The 17,502-nt window shown below is 65.2% G+C and carries 15 protein-coding genes; 5 read left to right on the top strand and 10 right to left on the bottom strand.

The window, feature by feature from the left end; genetic code table 11:
- Nucleotides 1-45 precede the first annotated feature (45 nt).
- From ACCQ16_RS05845 to lexA, 6 genes are all read right to left on the bottom strand, one after another.
- Nucleotides 46-864: an HDOD domain-containing protein gene (locus tag ACCQ16_RS05845; protein ID WP_014089602.1), complete on the bottom strand. Its 819-nt coding sequence runs from the start codon at nt 862-864 to the stop codon at nt 46-48.
- Between the two features lie 209 nt (nt 865-1,073).
- On the bottom strand, nt 1,074-2,666 hold the full coding sequence (locus ACCQ16_RS05840) for an alpha/beta hydrolase family protein (RefSeq protein ID WP_041470025.1): 1,593 nt from the start codon (nt 2,664-2,666) through the stop codon (nt 1,074-1,076).
- A gap of 432 nt (nt 2,667-3,098) precedes the next feature.
- Nucleotides 3,099-6,347 (bottom strand): error-prone DNA polymerase, encoded by a 3,249-nt coding sequence (locus tag ACCQ16_RS05835; RefSeq protein WP_277572822.1) that lies wholly within the window; start codon nt 6,345-6,347, stop codon nt 3,099-3,101.
- Between the two features lie 174 nt (nt 6,348-6,521).
- Nucleotides 6,522-7,940, bottom strand: a complete 1,419-nt coding sequence (locus tag ACCQ16_RS05830; RefSeq protein ID WP_008571902.1) for a Y-family DNA polymerase — start codon at nt 7,938-7,940, stop codon at nt 6,522-6,524.
- Nucleotides 7,941-7,949: 9 nt separating this feature from the next.
- Complete coding sequence (gene imuA, locus ACCQ16_RS05825; protein ID WP_011346702.1) at nt 7,950-8,603, bottom strand: translesion DNA synthesis-associated protein ImuA; 654 nt, start codon at nt 8,601-8,603, stop codon at nt 7,950-7,952.
- A 1-nt stretch (nt 8,604) separates the two neighbouring features.
- A complete protein-coding gene (lexA, locus tag ACCQ16_RS05820; RefSeq protein WP_031421534.1) occupies nt 8,605-9,210 on the bottom strand; it encodes a transcriptional repressor LexA in 606 nt (201 codons plus the stop codon).
- A gap of 149 nt (nt 9,211-9,359) precedes the next feature.
- Here lexA and ACCQ16_RS05815 point away from each other — a divergent pair, with 149 nt between their 5' ends.
- The gene (locus tag ACCQ16_RS05815; RefSeq protein ID WP_008574105.1) at nt 9,360-9,581 is read left to right on the top strand and encodes an AbrB/MazE/SpoVT family DNA-binding domain-containing protein; all 222 of its coding nucleotides are present in this window, start codon (nt 9,360-9,362) and stop codon (nt 9,579-9,581) included.
- Nucleotides 9,582-9,589: 8 nt separating this feature from the next.
- The gene (locus tag ACCQ16_RS05810) at nt 9,590-10,015 is read left to right on the top strand and encodes a type II toxin-antitoxin system death-on-curing family toxin (protein WP_029818875.1); all 426 of its coding nucleotides are present in this window, start codon (nt 9,590-9,592) and stop codon (nt 10,013-10,015) included.
- 108 nt (nt 10,016-10,123) lie between these two features.
- Here the strand turns inward: ACCQ16_RS05810 and ACCQ16_RS05805 are convergent, their stop codons facing one another.
- The 4 genes from ACCQ16_RS05805 to ACCQ16_RS05790 form a co-directional block, all read right to left on the bottom strand.
- Nucleotides 10,124-10,627, bottom strand: a complete 504-nt coding sequence (locus ACCQ16_RS05805; RefSeq protein ID WP_014089599.1) for a DUF6496 domain-containing protein — start codon at nt 10,625-10,627, stop codon at nt 10,124-10,126.
- Between the two features lie 162 nt (nt 10,628-10,789).
- The gene (locus ACCQ16_RS05800; protein WP_008574109.1) at nt 10,790-11,134 is read right to left on the bottom strand and encodes a cupin domain-containing protein; all 345 of its coding nucleotides are present in this window, start codon (nt 11,132-11,134) and stop codon (nt 10,790-10,792) included.
- A 62-nt stretch (nt 11,135-11,196) separates the two neighbouring features.
- The gene (locus ACCQ16_RS05795) at nt 11,197-11,790 is read right to left on the bottom strand and encodes a GIY-YIG nuclease family protein (protein WP_008574111.1); all 594 of its coding nucleotides are present in this window, start codon (nt 11,788-11,790) and stop codon (nt 11,197-11,199) included.
- Complete coding sequence (locus tag ACCQ16_RS05790) at nt 11,787-13,106, bottom strand: DUF763 domain-containing protein (protein WP_057680987.1); 1,320 nt, start codon at nt 13,104-13,106, stop codon at nt 11,787-11,789. Before ACCQ16_RS05790 ends, ACCQ16_RS05795 begins: the two co-directional genes overlap by 4 nt.
- Before the next feature lie 297 nt (nt 13,107-13,403).
- On the opposite strand from ACCQ16_RS05790, the gene ACCQ16_RS05785 reads away from it, so the two are divergent.
- From ACCQ16_RS05785 to ACCQ16_RS05775, 3 genes are read left to right on the top strand one after another with little or no spacing between them, the layout of a single operon-like run.
- The gene (locus tag ACCQ16_RS05785) at nt 13,404-13,982 is read left to right on the top strand and encodes a (2Fe-2S)-binding protein (protein ID WP_005916366.1); all 579 of its coding nucleotides are present in this window, start codon (nt 13,404-13,406) and stop codon (nt 13,980-13,982) included.
- The gene (locus tag ACCQ16_RS05780) at nt 13,955-15,043 is read left to right on the top strand and encodes an FAD binding domain-containing protein (protein ID WP_211242534.1); all 1,089 of its coding nucleotides are present in this window, start codon (nt 13,955-13,957) and stop codon (nt 15,041-15,043) included. Before ACCQ16_RS05785 ends, ACCQ16_RS05780 begins: the two co-directional genes overlap by 28 nt.
- Nucleotides 15,040-17,337: a xanthine dehydrogenase family protein molybdopterin-binding subunit gene (locus ACCQ16_RS05775; RefSeq protein ID WP_136733016.1), complete on the top strand. Its 2,298-nt coding sequence runs from the start codon at nt 15,040-15,042 to the stop codon at nt 17,335-17,337. Before ACCQ16_RS05780 ends, ACCQ16_RS05775 begins: the two co-directional genes overlap by 4 nt.
- Nucleotides 17,338-17,502: the final 165 nt, after the last annotated feature.

Here is a 17,502-nt window from a genome sequence, read left to right as displayed (position 1 = left end):
GCGCCGCTACGCCGGGAATGACGCAGCAGCGCATCCTGCCGAGGGTTAGTGCAGCAACTCGGCAAAGGCGCGATCAGCCTCGATGACCTCCGGCAGCGCGGCGAACAACGCGTCCAGATCCACGCCGTCCATCAGCGGGCTGCGTATCGCTTCCAATGCCGCCGCGGTGGCGCCGCCATGCGCATGCAGCGCATCGCAGACCAGTACCGCCTGGGCCACCAGCAATGGCATGCGTGCCCCGTCCGGGGCCGCGGCGGGCCGGACCTGGTACGCGATGGCTTGCTGGATCACCACGGGCAGCTGCCAGCGCCGTGCCAGCTCGGCCCCGACTTCCGGGTAGCCGAAGCCCAGTTGCAGGGTTTCTTCGGCCGCATGACCGGCAGAGGAGGTTTCGTGATTGATGCGGCTGGCGTATTCCGGCGCACCGGACTGGATCAAGAGCTCGCCGATGTTGTGCATCATCCCGCAGGTGAAGGCCGTCTCCGGGTCCAACCCCTGCTGGCGCGCCAGCAGGCGGCAGATGCCGGCCACTTCGAAACTGTGCCGCCAGAAGGCCTTGAGGTCGAAGCCCGGGCCAGCCCGGAACGCGCCCGTCATCGCCGACGCCAGCACCAGGGTGCGCAGGGTATTGAAGCCCAGCCGCATGGCCGCGTCTTCCACGCTGGTGGAATCGCGCAGGCCATGGAAGCGCGCCGAATTGGCCAGCCGCAACACTTTGGCGGCAATCACCGGATCGCGCTCGATACTATGCGCCAGCGTATCGATATCGGTCTGCGGATCGTCGAATTGACGGATCAGGTCTTGCGCCACCTTGGGCACGGTGGGCAAGGTGTGCAACTGGTCGAACAACGCCTCCAACTTCATGATCGCCTCGTGGGTGAAAGACAAGCCAGCGCGGCTGCGCGGACCTGCATGGTGTAGCACGGACCGGTTCACTGCCAATGACCGACGGCAGGATGATTCACTCAGGCTTCTGGCTGGGTCTGTACAGCGCACTGCCTCACCGCGTGGCCCAACTGACAGGAGAGGCAAGCGAACTGGACAGTTCGACGAGGCGACCGTCTCGGTGACCCTCAGTCGGCCTTGGCGCCACCCAGCGATTTGGATAAAAACGCCAACAGCTGGGTGTAGAACGCGCGTCGATGGGGCTCGGTGTAGAAGCCGTGGCCTTCTGTGTCGAAGTACAGCGTTTCCACTGGGGTGCCGGCCTGGCGCAACGCTGCTTCCATTCGCTTGCTGTGCTGGATGGGCGCGCGCTCGTCTTCGCCCCCTGCAGCCAGAAACACCGGCACCTTGATCTGCCTGGCCAGACTGACCGGCGAACGCGCGGCCAGGGTGGCCGGATCGCCCAACCATTGCTTGAGATAGTTCTCGCCGGAACCGCGCTTCTGGATATCGCCGCTGGTGAACATCATCGGCAAGTCGTAGACGCCCACATAACCGGCCGCGCACGCATACAGGCCCGATTCCTTGGCCGCACCCATCAGGGCTGCGTACGCACCGTAACTGGCGCCAAAGATGCAGATCTTACGTGCGTCCGCATACCCCTGGTCAATCGCCCAACGCGTTGCATCGGTCACATCGTCCTGCATGGTGCCGCCCCACTGACGCGCGCCGGCGTGCTGGAAGTGGCGCCCATAATTGCCCGAGCCACGGAAATTGATCTGCAGCACCGCATAGCCCGCTTGCGCCAGCAGCTGCGCATCGTCGTCGAACTGCCAGCTGTCGAAGATCTCGAAGGGACCGCCATGGGGCATCACCACCATTGGCAGATGTTTGTCGCCCCCGCTGCGCGGCAGCGTGAGATACCCATGCAGTGGCACCCCGTCACGTGCCTGCAGTGCAATCGGCTGCACGGTGGCCGTGCGCTCGGGGTCGAACCAGTCGCGCCGACTGATCACATGCTGGGCTTTGTTCTGTTGCGTATCGAACACGTAGAAATCGCCAGGGTTGCTGCCCGAATAGGCTTCAAGCATCACGTAGCGACCGTCTTTGGTGCTGGAGGTCACGCGCACCGCATTGCCGGCAAAGGCCGCCTCCAGGCTGTGATACATCCGCGCCTGTGCCCCATGCTCGTCGAAAAAGCGGGTGCGGGGGCGGTCGGCCATGAAAATGGCGCCGACCGGGATGGTGGTGCCGTTGCGGTAGATGATCTCCAGTGGGTCGGCCACCGCGTCGCGCAATACCTGCTCACGGCGATTGGCCTGGATGTCCCAGCCGACGATCGCATCGGGGCCGTCGGCACTTTGCACGCGCAAGTACGCAATGCGCTCGTCTTGCGAAAAACCCAGCGGTGTTTCGACATGGCCACTGACCTGCTCGTCATTGATCAGCGCCCATTCGTCGCCCGCGCCCTTGCGGTAATACAGCTTGCTGACGTTGTCCGAGCCCGCCCCCTGCGCAAAGCGCACCTGCCCATGATGGTCGGTGGTGAAGCTGGCGCGCTGAATCGGCGCACGCGCCAGCGGGAGGCGGCGGCCGGTGGTGACGTCGAGCTTTTCTGCGCGCGTATAAGGATCCTGCCCCGACATCGGCCAGATCGCCACGATCACGCTGCGGTCGTCGTCGGGCAAGGGATCGGTCAGGAATGCGGCCACCGCTTCGGTCTTCTTGACCTTGATGTTGGTGCCAAGGCCGGTGCCGCGTGCGCGGTAACCCACCAGCAACTCGGCTCCGGTGCCATCGGCATTGATGGCATACAGCTCGCCGGTCGGCAGCGGCTTGTCGAGCAGGCCGTACTTCTGTGCAATGGAGATCAACACGCGGGTGTCGCTGACCCAGGCGAAATCGCTCACGTAGGTGTTTTTTTCCAGCACGAAGGTGGCGCCGATGCTGTTGTCCGAACGCCGCATGATCGCAAGGGCGGTCTTGTCTTCCATCGGCACGGTCGCGGCGAAATACGCGCCGCTGGGCGATAGCTTGATGTCGGCGAACTTGTCCTTCTTGATATAGGCGCCGACATCCACCTGGGCCGTGGCAGTGCCGGCCGCCATCAGCAGCACCAAGGCCGCAGGAATGATCCATTTCCGCATGTACGACTCCGTGTTGTAGGCAAACCGATGGCGAAATCTAGCAGCAATCCATGCACCTAAAAAGCGTCAATGGAAATCGCGCGAGGGCAGCTGCATGTCGCCGAGCAGGTTGCTGAGGTCGTACAGGTCGCCGGCGATGAGATGCTCTACGCCGTCCACGCGTTCCCAGCGACCGCGCACGGCGAGCAGGCGCGATTCCAGCAGCGCACGGCGGCGACGCAGCGCAAGGTGCGACCAGACGATGACGTTGATCATGCCCTGCTCGTCTTCCAGGGTGACGAAGATAGTGCCCTTGGCGGTGGCCGGGCGCTGGCGCTGGGTAACCAGGCCAGCCACATGCACGCCGCTGCCGTGGCGGCGACCCTGCAATTCGCGCAGACCCAGGATGCGTCGCTGGCGCATCTGCGGCCGCAGCAGCGCCATCGGGTGCTGGCGCAGACTCAGGCCGACCGAGCGGTAATCGGCAAGGATTTCTTCGCCGGCGCGCGGCGCCTCGAACTCCACCGGGCGTTCCTCCGGGCTGCCCGGCAACAGGGGGCGGCGCGCCTCCACGCCGGCCATTGCCCAGCGCGCGGCGTTGCGGTTGCCCACCATGCCTTGCAGAGCGCCGGCTTCTGCCAATGCCAGGCGTGCTTTTTCGTCGAGTGCGGCGCGCAGGCACAGATCGCCGATATCGGCGAACGCCCGCTGCGTGCGTGCGGCAACGATGCGCTGCGCCACCACTTGCGACAGTCCGGCGACCTGCCGCATGCCCAGCCGGATCGCCGGTTGTTCGCCAGGATCGGCAGCGCTGCGCCACGGCCGGCCGCCGACCAGGGTGTTGTCCCAGTCGCTGTGCAATACATCCACCGGCAGCACCTCCACACGCTCGCGCTCGGGGCTGCCGCGGCGCGCATCCTGCACGATCTGGCTGGCCGAATAGAAACCCATCGGCTGCGCGTTGAGCAGCCCGCAGGCGAAGGCGGCCGGCTCGTGGCGTTTGAGCCAGCAGCTGGCGTAGACGAGCTTGGCGAACGAGGCGGCATGGCTCTGCGGAAAACCGTAGGAACCGAAACCCTTGATCTGTTCGAAGATCTGGTCGATGAAGCTGGAGGCGTAGCCTTTGCCTTCCATCAATGCGCGAATGCGCACGCGATGCGATTCCATGTCGCCACCGCGGCGCCAGGCCGCCATCGAACGGCGTAGCTTGTCGGCCTCGTCAGGGTCGTAGCCGGCGTGGATCACCAACTCCATGACCTGCTCCTGGAACAGCGGAATCCCCAATGTCGGCCCGAGAATTTGCTCTACGCCTTCGGAGGGATAGTTGATCAGGCTCTTGTCCTTGCGACGTTGCAGGTACGGATGCACCATGTCGCCCTGGATCGGGCCAGGGCGCACGATCGCCACTTCGATGACCAGGTCGTAGAACTCTGCCGGTTTGAGCCTTGGCAGCATGGCCATCTGCGCACGCGACTCGATCTGGAACACGCCGACCGTATCGGCGCGCTGGATCATCTTGTAGGTCGCCGCATCCTCATCCGGCAAGGTCGCCAACGTGTAGTCGCGATGACGGTGGCCACGCACCAGGTCCAGCGTCTTGCGAATGCAGGTCAGCATGCCCAGGGCCAGGCAATCGACCTTGAGCAGCTTCATGGTTTCCAGATCGTCCTTGTCCCACTGGATGATGGTGCGGTCGGCCATCGCGGCATTTTCCACCGGTACCAGCAACGACAACGGCTCGTCGGAGATGACGAATCCGCCCACGTGCTGCGACAGATGCCGTGGGTGATCGCGCAGGTGGTCTGTCACGAGCAGGATCTTGTTGATCAGCGGGTTGGCCAGATCGAAGCCGGCTTCTTCGATGCGCTGTTCCATCGGTGTTTCGCCATTGCCCCAGCCATAGCAATTGGCCAGCAAGGCAATCTGGTCCGGTGGCAGACCGAAGGCCTTGGCCACGTCGCGCACCGCGCTCTTGCCGCGATAGCAGATCACCGTCGCCGCCAGCGCTGCGCGTTCGCGCCCGTATTTGGCGTAGACGTATTGCAACACCTCCTCGCGGCGTTCGTGCTCGAAATCCACGTCGATGTCCGGCGGCTCGTTACGCGCCTTGGACAAGAAGCGCGAGATCAACAATCGCGTCTTGCTCGGATCAACCGAGGTGATGCTCAGTGCATAGCAGACTGCCGAATTTGCTGAAGATCCACGCCCCTGGCACAGGATGTCTTTGGAACGCGCAAACCGCACCACATCCTGTACCGTGAGAAAGAAAGCCTCGTATTCCAGTTCGGCGATCAACGCCAATTCGTTCTCGATGTCGTCGCGTATTTTCTTCGGCACCCCATCCGGCCAGCGCTCCCGCATCCCGGCTTCAGTGAGCTGACGCAGATAACTGGCAGGCGTATGCCCCTGCGGCACCAATTCTCTGGGATAGGTGTATTGGAGCTTGGAAATGTCGAAGGTGCAGCGTTGCGCCAGCTCCACCGTGGCCTGCAACAACCCATCCGGGTAGATATTGCCCAACGCGCGCCGGGTGCGCAGATGGCGCTCGCCATTGCGGAACAGGTGTGCGCCGCATTCGGCCAGCGGCAGCGTGTGGCGGATGGCGGTCAAGGTGTCTTGCACGATGCGCTCGCGACGCTGCGCCATATGTACATCGCCGCTGGCCAACGCGGTCATGCCCAACTGCTGCGCCAGCGCTTGCAGGACCTGCAGGCGTGCGACATCGTCCTGTTCGCGATGCAATTCCACTGCCAGAAACGCCCGCTCGCCGAAGACTTGTTGCAACCAGGCACCCTGCTCTGCCTGCGGCTGCGCGCCGGGTAGCCACAGTGCAAACACGCCCGGCGCCACATCGCGAAACTGCGCTTGCACCTCGGCCCGCCCCAAGCGATAAGCGCCCTTGCTGGCCGCGCGCCGCGCGGTGGTGATCAACCCGCACAGCTGCGGGTAACCGTGCGCGTTTTCCACCAGCAGCACGAAGCGGGTGCCATCGACCAGGGCGAATTCGCTACCGACGATCAACCGCACCCCGGTGGCGCGCGACGCTTCCAGGCCACGCACGATGCCGGCCAGCGAGCATTCGTCGGTGATGGCCAAGGCGCTGTAGCCGCAGTGTTGTGCGCGCACGAACAGCTGTTCGGCGCTGGAGGCGCCACGCAGGAACGAGAAGTCCGACAGGCAGTGCAGCTCGGCATAGGCGGGCAAGCCATCGGCAACGTGCGCATGGCTGATGTCGTCGTTGGCCGCGCGCAACCGTGCGGCCACATTCCAGGCGCGCGGCATGCGCCCGCCGGGCGTGTCGCGGTCTACGCCATCGATGGCGTCATCCCAGCTCATGGACGGCTGCCTTCAACAGCGCGCTGCGCCAGACGGTTTTTGCAATGCGCAGCAGATCGCGCCGTTGCAGATGCTGCTGCTCTTGCCTGCAGCCCTGGCATCGGCCACGCGCGCCCCAGCCGCAACCACCAGACAGCCGGTACCTGCTCCGATACCGCGCGAACATACGCGCGCTCACGCGAACCATCCATGCAGCATCCAGCCGTCCACCCGACCGGGCGCGGCGAAGGCCCAACCACGCCGGCCGCGCGCAGTCTCCACCACGTAGTAATCGCGACGGGCTTCATCGTCGTCCCACCAACCGCTTTCCAGCCGTTCCGGGCCGGACACGATGCGCAGGTGCGGGTCGTGCAGCGGCACCGGCTGCGGCAGCAACCAGGTGGGGCGCGGCGGACGCGGCGGCGCAGCGGCTTCGCGCACCGCATCGCCGATGGCGCGACGCCACGCGCGCTCCGGGCGCGGGTCGTCGGCCGGCAACACGCGATAGACCGCGTCATCGCCAAGCCGTGCACGCAGGCGCTCGCGCAGTTGCGGCCACTCCACCGATTGCTGCGCGCGCTGATCGAACAGGTCGCGCATGGCCGGTACGAACGGTGGCAGCTGCCGTGCCAGCAAGCGCATCGCCACCACCGGCCGCGGAATCTCCACCCGCTCCAGCCGGTTGCGGGCCAGCTCGAACAGCAAGGTGGGCGCGCGTTCCGGCGTGAGCAGACCGATCTCCACATCGGTCGCGCCTTCTTCATGCTCCAGGCGCAATAAAAACCGCTGCACGCCGCCATCGCGAATGGAAAGATACGTGCACAGGTCGCCGATCAGCCGGCGCAACGGAAACAGCAGCGCCGGATGCGTTTCCACCTCATAGCCCAGCTCCACGCGGTGGTCGAAGTGGTCTGGCGGCGCGTAGCACTCCAGTGGGTCGTCGACCTGCCCGTAGAGGCGATCCAGGTGATCGAGCAGGCCCGCACCAAACCGCCGGCGCAACCCGTCACGCGGCAGGCCGCGCACCGCCGCGAGCGTGCGCACGCCCATGTGCTGCAGGCGCTCGCCGGCATCGTCAGGCAATGCAGCGCGGCGTACAGGCACCTTGTCGAGCGTGCTGTGCAGGGCCGGCAATTGCGTCACCACCATGCCGTCGCGCAGCCCAGCCAGCACGCGTGCGGCGCGCGGCGTGGGCGCCAGCGCAAGCCGGTGCTGGAAGCCCAAGGCCTGCAGCTCATCGCGCAGGCGACGCTCGAAGCGCGGCCAGGGGCCGAACAGGCGAAAGCTGGCACCGGCTTCCAGCACGATGGCGCGCGACCACTGCTGGCTGACCAGCGAACTATGCCGATACGCCCAGGCCGCAAGAAACCGCTGCGTGCGCGCTTCGTTTTGCGCGTCGTAATCGATGGTGCGTACCTGCGTCATCAAGGCATGCGCCGCCGATAGCCGCATGCCGGCCTTCAACCCAGCTGCGCCAGCGGCAGCATTGACCGAATGCAGGCTGCGCAGCTGCGCCGGGCCTTCCACCAGCGCCAGTGGCGCCTGCGGTTCTTCCAGACGCCGAAGGACGGCGTCCAGCGCCAGCTGCGGCAGCAATATGCAGGCCCACAACATGCGCGCGCCTCAATGCGCCAGCCGCAACGGCTGCGACGGCACCTGCCCGCCCCGGCATTTGCGCACCTGCCAGGCATCGCGCTCGGGCAGGAATTCCAGCCGCAAGGCCGCCGGCGATGCATTCACCGCATGACGGCGGTCGCGCAGTGCGAACGCGCAGCAATTGCCGCTATCGGCCGCCACCTGCAACCGGCGCAGCGCACGCGCATCGCCGGTCTGCGGCCAGCCCAGTACCGCAGCGCATGCGCCGCTGCGCAGGCATTGTTCGAACGCCCATAACGCTTCGCGCGGCTCGGCCTGCACCACTTCCAGATGCTCCAGCACCACCCCGCCCGCCTGCCAGGCCGGCGCGTAGGGAATGAACGGCGGTGCCACCAATACCACCCGGCTGCTGCTGGCGGTCATGCGTGCCAGCGTGGGCAGCAACAAGGCGATCTCGCCGATGCCATGCGCAGGCAACAACAATTCGGTCAAGGCACGCCGCGGCCAGCCGCCATCGGGAAGCAATGCATCCAATGCCACATGCCCGGTGGATTCACCGCCATTGGCGGTGGCCGTGCCCTGGCCTGCACGCCAGACCGTGCGCGCGGCCAGCAGGGCGTCCAACGGCAGTGCCACGGCCGCATTGCCGTCCTGTCTGATGCGCGCCGGCTCCTGGCTCATGTCAGCCCTGCCGGATCAGGCCGCAGTACAGCCCTTCGATCGCGAAGTCGGCATCGGCCGCCACCACGATCGGCGCATGCGCGCGATTGCGCGGCAGCAGGCGGATCCGTTCGGCGCCGCGCTCCAGGCGCTTGATGGTGATTTCGCCATCCACCCGCGCCACCACGATTTGCCCGTCGCGCGCCTCGTTGCTGCGATGCACGCCCACCAGGTCGCCATCCAGAATGCCGTCATCGATCATCGAATCGCCCTGCACCTGCAGCAGGTAATCCGGGCGCAGCGAAAACAGCGCGCGGTCCAGCCAGAGCTGACGCTCCAGGCCGATATCCGCACCGATCGGCAGACCTGCTGCCACTCGCCCCAGCACCGGCAAGGCCAGCAATGCATCGCGACCGGCGCCTCCCGGTACACGGATGCCACGTTTCTGATTGGGCAGCAGCTCGATCAATCCGGCGTCGGCCAGCGCCTGCACGTGCTTTTGTGCAGCATTGCGCGAGGCAAACCCGAAGGCCTGCGCGATCTCGGCCAGACTGGGCGAGACGCCCGCCAGGGCCTGCTCCTGCAGGAACGCCAGCACGGCGGCACGTTGGGGGGGAAGCGATGGCATCGGGGCGAGGCAGCAGGACGGGACAAGGTGTACATTTGTACACCAATCGATCGCAGCAGGCGAGACTGGCGTGCTGAGCCGCTTCAGCACGCCACTTGCGACTGGCTGACGACAGGGTTATAACCTTCGTAATAACGCGAGATGCCGCCATGAAGCTCAAGATCACCGCCATCGGCAATTCCGCCGGCATCATCCTGCCCAAGGAACTGCTGGCCCGCCTGCGGCTTGGAAAGGGCGACGAACTCTATGCACTGGAAACGCCCGACGGCATCAGGCTGACCGCATTCGACCCGACGTTGGCCGCGCAGATGGATGTGGCCGAGCAGGTGATGCGCGAGGATCGCCAAGTGCTGAACAAGCTGGCCAAGTGAACACGCGCATGCTGGTCTGGATCACGCACGCACTTGCATTGGCGATCCACGAACGTCAATTGAGCGAGCACGGCGGCGCAAGCGGAGTGCGCGACGAGGCACTCTTGGCCTCGGCACTGGCACGCCCGCAGCAACTTTTTTCCTACGGCGATCCTCCACCCGATCTTGTAGAGCTGACGGCCAGCCTGGCCTACGGGCTCGCGCGCAATCATCCGTTCGTAGATGGCAACAAACGGACTGCCCATGTGTGCTATCGGGTTTTTTTGCTACTCAACGGCGCCGAACTCATCGCTTCGCAGGAAGAGAAATACGTTGCCATGATGGGCCTGGCCGATGGCGCGTGGAGCGAAGCGACGTTTGCGCAATGGCTGCGACCTCGCGTGCGTTTGCGCGCGGACACGCATGTACACGAACCGCAGGGCCACTACGGCTGAAAACAGGACTGTGGCACGCGACGCGCTTGTCTGGCATTTGCACGCGCAGTCTTGGATCCACACGCCGCAACCAGTCAGCACTGACGTCACTGCACGGCATAGACGCTCTTACTCGGCACGCTTGCGCGTTGCCGCGGCTTTCTTTGCGGCGGCCTTGCGTACTGCCGGGCCCTTGGTCTTGGCCGCCTTCTTTGCTGCCGTCGAACGGTCGCTGGCAGTGCGCTTTTTTGCGGCACCCGTGGTCTGTTTGGACAATGCCTTTTTGCCTACCGTCTTCTTGGCGGTAGTGCCCTTGCTGGCGGTCTTGAGGGCTTTCTTGGCACCGGCCGAGCGCGTAGGCGACACCGGCTTTTTGGAGGTTGCCGCTGCCTTGTCCTGCGCGGCTTTTTTCTTGGTGGCCCTGGACGCGGAACTGCGCGGGGCAACGTCCACGCCATCGCGGCGCGCCTTGGACAAACCGATCGCAATGGCCTGCTTGGTACTTTTCACACCATGCGCGCCGTCGCGCACCTGGTCGATTTCTTCTTTGACATATTCGCCGGCCTGGGTGCTGGCCGATTTTCCTTCGCGCTTGTCCTTGGCAGCAGCGCGGCGTGTCTTGGCCTGTGGCATGGCACTTCCCCTGTTGTGGATGGCAACTCGATGTAACAAGCGCCGCGTCAATGCGCAGTGGGCGCGGTGCTCACCTGGCGTTGAAGCCTGCCTGCCGCTTTTTCCAGGTCATGCACCTGCGCCGTGACCGATCCACTCAACGACATGCGAAACCGCCAGCGATCACGCCCCCTCACCGGCTGGCAAGGGTTCGCCTTGGGCATCGTAGGCAGGCGGGTGATAGAAATTGACCGTCTTCAACGGTGTGCTCCCGGTATTGCGGATCTCATGGGTTTCACCGCGCTCGATGGCGATCAGGCTACCGGCCTGCAGTGCATGCGTCTGCCCCTCGATCACCGCCTCGCCGGTGCCGTCCACCACATACAGCCATTGATCGGCACCACGGTGGCGATTGTCTGGCCCGCCCTCGCCCTGGCCCGGTGCAATCGCCATTTCGGCAGCTTGCACCTGGCGCACCGAAAACAGCACCTTGAACGCGTCGGTCAATGTCAGTTGTGCAATCTGCATAAGGCACTCCTCAGGGTTGAGGCGATGCTGAGGCGACGCACGTCAAGGTGCTGGCAACATGCTCAGCCGTTGCGGCAATACCAGGCCCAAATATGTTCGGGCACATGTGCCTGCACGGGAAGATCCAATGCGCGGTAACCATCGAGTACATCGCGCAGCGCACGTTGTGCTGGCGTGGGGCCGACCAGGCCATCCAGTTCGTCCGCACTCAACTGCACCGCGGCCCAGTCGTAGAGGCGATCGATACGCTGGGCCATCGCCGCCTGCAGCCAGTCGCGCAACACGAACACGCGATACCCGCCCTGCTGCAGTTGCGCAACTGCACGTTGCAACGCCTCGCCCACGCCCCGAAACCATTCGGTATGCCCACCGGCCACTGCGCGGATCGCCATCGGTGGCGGTGCGTTGTGCGCAAGCAGCGGGCGCCGCAGTTGCAGTTCGAGATCGCGCGCATCGCGCTCGCGCTCGGTTTCCACCAGCAGCCCGTGCTCCAGATCGAAAAAATCGAACCAGCGCGGATGCAGGCTACCGATGCGCCCCAGCGGATCGCGCGAGAAACCGATCTTGCAATGGTCTTCCCACTGGCATGGGAACACATAGGTGAAGCAACGTCCGTCGATGGCCACTGGCGTGCTGCCAGGCGCGCGCACGCTCATCGGCGACCTGCATGCGCTTGGGTCGGCTGCACCGCGCGCGCATCCTCCGGCGCCGGTTCCCACCCGAATACGCTACGCCCGCCATAGCGATGCGAATCGCGACGTTCCTGCGCGATGTAGTCGTCCACCGTCGGCCCTTGCGCGCTGGCTTCGAGTCGACGCGCCTGCGCGTCAAGCCGCGCAATCGCCTGCAAGCGTTCGTCGTTGCCCAGTCTGGCCTGCTGCATCGCTTGCTTGAGTACGCCGATGGTGTGATCGAGCACGCGTGTGGGCACCGGGAACGGTTGCCGGTCCTTGCCGCCATGCGCAAGCGAAAAGCGTGCCGGGTCGCTGAAACGGCATGGCGTGCCGTGCATCACTTCGGCCACCATCGCCAGCGAGCGCAAGGTGCGCGCACCCACGCCGGGCACTTGCAGCAGCGCGGTGAAATCGCGCGGCCCCGCTTCGGCAGCGGCGGCCAAGCTGGCGTGCAGCCGTCGTGTGATCACGTTTTCGCTGCGCACGTCATGATGGTCGGGCATGCACAGGTGCGGTTGTTGTGCCGGGTCCCAGGCGTGCACGGCGAACAGATCGCCGGTGAGCGGACCTTGCGCCGCAGGCGCCTCCACACCCGCAATCCGTTGCCACTGCTGTGCCAGCCGGTCCGGCGCGGTGCTGCGCAGCAGTGCCACCTGCGCATCGCGCGAGGCAGCGGCGCGGTGGTCGGCGAGATTGACGATGTTGCCTTGATGCGCGCCATCGATGGCAGCATGCGGCGCATCCACAAAACTGCTCAGGCCTTCGGAGAGCCAGTGATATCGGCGTGCCTGCTTGCGCTGCCCATGCATGCCTTGCTGCACCACCACCCAGCGGCCATCGTCGCTGACGATGAAGCCGTGCAGATACAGATCGAAACCGTCCTGCACGGCAGCGCTGTCCACCTTGGCGACCAGGCGGCTGGCCTGTGCCAATGCGGCGCCGTCCAACCCGACCGCATCGCCCACGGCCAGCAACTCCGAAGGCGTGGCACGCGAATGCCGGCCGCGCCCGCCACAGACATGAATGCCCAGTTCGCCGGACAGTGGCGTCAACCCACGCTTGAGCGCGCCGATCACGCTGGTGGTAATGCCGGACGAATGCCAGTCCATGCCCATGACCGCACCGAACGACTGAAACCAGAACGGGTGCGCAAGCCGCCGCAACAATTCATCGCGCCCATAGCTGTGCACGATCGCCTCGCACATCACTGCGCCAAGCCGCGTCATCCGCTCACCCAACCAACGCGGAACGCGGCCTCCATGCAAGGGAAGATCCGCACTACCACCACGCCGGCTCATTGCTGCCACCTCGTCTTCATGCCGCCAGGATAATGGCGGCACGTCGCAACAGCTGGGACACCAGCACCACGACGCATGCGCAAAGCTGACACATTCAGCGCACCGCGTGACACTCCACACAGTGCCCGCCTGCACGCTCGCGCCATGCAGGCACGAGCGTGCAGCGATCACGATGCCGCTCCTGAATGCGCGTACGCCGCGTCGTATCGGTGCCAATCGCAGCCGTGGTCACTTTGCGTTGACCACAGCGCCGTCAAGGTGGTGGTCCTTCTCCTCAGCCATCGCCACGGGGTTCGCATGACTGCCACACCCGCCACTGCCCATGACACGGCGCCGGCCACTGCCACCACCAGTGCGCCGACCTACCCGGTCAACCTGCGCATCAACGCTCAGCCGTATCACTTGCAGCTCGAAGCCTGGGTGAGCCTGCTCGACCTGCTGCGCGACCGCCTCGACCTCACCGGCACCAAGAAAGGTTGCGACCATGGCCAATGCGGCGCTTGCACGGTGCTGGTCGATGGCCGCCGCATCAACAGCTGCCTGACCCTGGCCGTCATGCAGGACGGCGCCGACATCACCACCGTCGAAGGGCTGGCCGATGGCGACACACTGCATCCGCTGCAACGCGCCTTCATCGCCAACGACGCATTTCAGTGCGGTTACTGCACTCCGGGGCAGCTGTGCTCGGCCGTGGGCTTGATCAACGAAGGCAAGGCGCACGACCGCGACCAGGTACGTGAACTGATGAGCGGCAATATCTGCCGTTGCGGTGCCTATCCGCAGATCACCGATGCCGTGATGGAGGTGATGGGCAAGCCCAGCGACAGCAGCGACAGCGCGGCCACTCCGTGGACGCCCGGGACGGTGCCGGCATGATTCCGCTCACCTACACCCGCCCGGACACCGTCGATGCGGCGCTTGGCGCCATTGCAGTGCGCAGCGGCGACACGCAGCCGGTGCCCTCCGAGGCACCGGTACGCTTCATCGCCGGCGGCACCAATCTGACCGATTTGATGAAACTGCAGCTGATGCGCCCCAGCAGTTTGATCGACATCAATCGGCTGCCGCTGGACAGCATCAGCACCCAACCCGACGGCGGCCTGCGCCTGGGTGCGTTGGCGCGCAATGCCGACACTGCATATCACCCGGAGGTGGAAACGCGTTACCCCTTGCTGAGCGCGGCGATTCTGGCCGGCGCTTCGCCGCAGATTCGCAACATGGCCAGCAATGGCGGCAACCTGCTGCAACGCACGCGCTGCATGTATTTCTACGACCATGCCACCCCGTGCAACAAACGCGACCCGGGCACCGGCTGCTCGGCCATTGGCGGGCTGACCAAATACAACGCCATTCTCGGCACCAGCGCGCATTGCATCGCCACGCATCCATCGGATATGTGCGTGGCATTGGCCGCGCTGGATGCCGTGGTGCACGTGCAGGGCGCCAATGGCGAGCGCGACATTCCGTTCGCGCAGTTCCACCGTCTGCCTGGCGATCACCCGGAACTGGATAGCACCTTGGCGCCGGACGAATTGATCGTGCATATCGATCTGCCCGATGCGCAGCGCTTCGTTGCGCATAGTGCCTACCTCAAGATCCGCGAGCGCCTCTCCTATGCGTTCGCGCTGGTGTCGGTGGCAGCGGCCCTGGATCTGGCCGACGACGGCAGCATTCGCGAGGTGCGTGTGGCACTGGGCGGCGTGGCCCACAAACCCTGGCGCAATGCCGATGCAGAGGCACCGCTGGTCGGCCAGCCGGCCACTGCCGACACCTTCGGCCGCCTGGCCGATGCGCTGCTGCAGGGTGCACAACCGCAGGGCGAGAACGCCTTCAAGCTGCCGCTGGCACGCCGCGCCATCGTGCGCGCATTGAGCGTTGCGCGCGAGGGCACCATCGACAACCGCGGGCGCACCAGTGCGCTGGAGGAATCGCCATGAACGCACGCATCCCTGACCTGTCCGACAGTGCGCTGACCCCGCCGGTTGCCGACAGCGGCACCGGCTATCGCCCCACCGGCACCGGCGTCACGCGCATCGACGGACGCGCAAAAGTCACCGGCCAGGCGCGTTATGCCGCCGAATGGCCGGTGCCGGACCTGGCCTATGGCGTGGTGGTCAACAGCAGCATTGCCAAGGGTGAGATCGTTGCCTTCCATCTGGATGCAGCACGCGCAGTCCCCGGCGTGCTGGAGATCGTCACCCATGAAAACCGCCCGCACATGCGCGGCATGGACCTGTTCTACAAGGACATGACGGCGCCGGCCGGCTCGCCGTTCCGTCCGTTGTACGACAACAAGATCTTGTACAGCGGCCAGCCCATCGCGCTGGTGGTTGCCGAGACCTTCGAAGCGGCGCGCCATGCCGCGCATCTGGTGGAAGTGGAGCTGTTGCAGGACCCGCACGACACCAACCTGATGACCAACCTGGACCGTGCACACGCGCCCAAGCCGCTGAAGGCCGGATTTTCGCCGCCGCCCAAGGACAAGGGCGATCCGCAAAGCGCATTCGACAATGCCGCCTGCCAGGTACAGGCCGACTACTATAGCGGCGTCGAGCACCACAACCCGATGGAATTGTTCGCTTCCACCGTCATCCGCGACGCTGACGGCCATTTCACCATTTACGACAAAACCCAGGGTTCGCAGAACAGCCGCTGGTACGTGTCGCACGTGTTCGGGCTGAGCAAGCGCAAGGTGACCGTGCGCAACCCGTACGTGGGCGGCGCGTTCGGCTCCGGGCTGCGCCCGCAGTATCAGTTGCCGCTGGCGGTGATGGCGTCGATCCTGCTGGATCGCTCAGTGCGCGTGGTGCTGACGCGGCAACAGATGTTCACCTTCGGCCACCGCCCGGAAACGCTGCAGCGGCTCAAGCTCGGCGCAGACCGCGACGGCACCTTGCGCTCGGTCTGGCATGAAGCCATCGCCGAAACCTCGCGCATCGAAGACTACGTGGAGGTGGTGGTCAACTGGAGCGGTCAGTTGTACGCCTGCGACAACGTGCACCTGGGCTACAAGTTGGTGAGTCTGGACCAATACAGCCCCATCGACATGCGTGCGCCCGGCGCCGCGCATGGTGTGCATGCGCTGGAAGTGGCGATGGACGAGTTGGCCTATGAGGTCGGCATCGATCCGTTGGCACTGCGCCTGAAGAACTACGCCGAGGTCAATCCGGCCGACGACAAGCCCTACTCTACCAAGGCGCTGCGCCAGTGTTACGAGCAAGGGGCTGAACGCTTCGGTTGGGCACAACGCCCCCTGCAACCGCGCGCGCGCAAGGAAGGCAGCGAGTGGGTGGGCTGGGGCATGGCCACCGGGCAGTGGGATGCGATGCAGATGTTCGCGCGCGCACATGCGGCGCTGCATGCCGACGGCCGTTTGGTGGTCAGCAGCGCAGCCAGCGACATCGGCACCGGCACCTACACGGTGATGGCGATGATCGCTGCCGAAGCGCTGGGCCTGCCCTTGGAGCAGGTGACGTTTCAACTTGGCGACTCCACCTTGCCGGTTGCGCCGATCGAAGGTGGCTCCTCGCACGTCACCACGGTGGGCTCGGCAGTGGATGGCGTGTGCGCAAAGCTGCGCGGGCGTCTATTGCGTCTGGCCCAGGCCCTGCCCGACTCGCGCTTTGCCAAGGCCAAACCTGACGATGTGGTCTTTGCCGACGGCAAGCTGGCATTGCGGGCCGATGCCGGCAGCCCTATCGCCCTGACCGACCTGCTGCGCACTGCAGGGCTGGAGCAGATCGAAGATAAGTTCCTCCTGCTGCCGAACGTGCTCAAGCAACGCAAATACACCCGTGCCACGCACGGCGCGGTGTTTGTGGAGGTCCGGGTGGACGAAGAACTGGGCACGGTGCGGGTTACCCGCGTGGTCAGCGCCGTTGCCGCCGGGCGCATCCTCAATCCGATCACCGCACGCAGCCAGATCGTGGGTGGCGTGGTCTGGGGCATCGGCCAGGCGCTGCACGAGCACACCCAATCGGACCATCGCTTCGGCCGCTTCATGAATCACGACCTGGCGCTGTATCACGTCTCCGCCAACGCCGACATTCACGACATCGACGTGATCTTCGCCGACGAAGACGACCGCGTCGTCAGCAGCCTGGGTGCGAAGGGCGTGGGCGAGATCGGCCTGGTCGGCGTGTCTGCGGCGATCTGCAACGCCATCTTCCACGCCACCGGCAAGCGCATCCGCAGCACGCCGATGACGCCGGACAAGGTGATGGCGGACTGACCTGCAGTGCACGTTGCGCTTGCAGGCAATGCTTGGCGCTTTGGGTAGTGAAGTGATCCCAACAGTCGGGCCCAATGCAGCGATGCATTGGGCCCGCTGCCATGTCGGTCAGACGCATGGCCGTACGGTAGCGCGGCAAATGCGACGCATGCCACTTGCAACCCT

Source organism: Xanthomonas sp. NCPPB 1062 (assembly GCF_041481705.2).
GTDB classification, from domain to species: Bacteria; Pseudomonadota; Gammaproteobacteria; order Xanthomonadales; family Xanthomonadaceae; genus Xanthomonas; species Xanthomonas euvesicatoria.
Note: the sequence above shows the minus strand (reverse complement) of the source record. Positions and strands in the feature narration are given on the sequence as shown.

Excerpts from the sequence above, each read along its gene's own strand:
- ACCQ16_RS05845 (WP_014089602.1), bottom strand. The coding sequence starts at position 864 with ATGAAGTTGGAGGCGTTGTTCGACCAGTTGCACACCTTGCCCACCGTG.
- ACCQ16_RS05835 (WP_277572822.1), bottom strand. The coding sequence starts at position 6,347 with ATGAGCTGGGATGACGCCATCGATGGCGTAGACCGCGACACGCCCGGC.
- ACCQ16_RS05830 (WP_008571902.1), bottom strand. The coding sequence starts at position 7,940 with ATGTTGTGGGCCTGCATATTGCTGCCGCAGCTGGCGCTGGACGCCGTC.
- imuA (WP_011346702.1), bottom strand. The coding sequence starts at position 8,603 with ATGAGCCAGGAGCCGGCGCGCATCAGACAGGACGGCAATGCGGCCGTG.
- lexA (WP_031421534.1), bottom strand. The coding sequence starts at position 9,210 with ATGCCATCGCTTCCCCCCCAACGTGCCGCCGTGCTGGCGTTCCTGCAG.
- ACCQ16_RS05815 (WP_008574105.1), top strand. The coding sequence starts at position 9,360 with ATGAAGCTCAAGATCACCGCCATCGGCAATTCCGCCGGCATCATCCTG.
- ACCQ16_RS05810 (WP_029818875.1), top strand. The coding sequence starts at position 9,590 with ATGCTGGTCTGGATCACGCACGCACTTGCATTGGCGATCCACGAACGT.
- ACCQ16_RS05805 (WP_014089599.1), bottom strand. The coding sequence starts at position 10,627 with ATGCCACAGGCCAAGACACGCCGCGCTGCTGCCAAGGACAAGCGCGAA.
- ACCQ16_RS05800 (WP_008574109.1), bottom strand. The coding sequence starts at position 11,134 with ATGCAGATTGCACAACTGACATTGACCGACGCGTTCAAGGTGCTGTTT.
- ACCQ16_RS05795 (WP_008574111.1), bottom strand. The coding sequence starts at position 11,790 with ATGAGCGTGCGCGCGCCTGGCAGCACGCCAGTGGCCATCGACGGACGT.
- ACCQ16_RS05790 (WP_057680987.1), bottom strand. The coding sequence starts at position 13,106 with ATGAGCCGGCGTGGTGGTAGTGCGGATCTTCCCTTGCATGGAGGCCGC.
- ACCQ16_RS05785 (WP_005916366.1), top strand. The coding sequence starts at position 13,404 with ATGACTGCCACACCCGCCACTGCCCATGACACGGCGCCGGCCACTGCC.
- ACCQ16_RS05775 (WP_136733016.1), top strand. The coding sequence starts at position 15,040 with ATGAACGCACGCATCCCTGACCTGTCCGACAGTGCGCTGACCCCGCCG.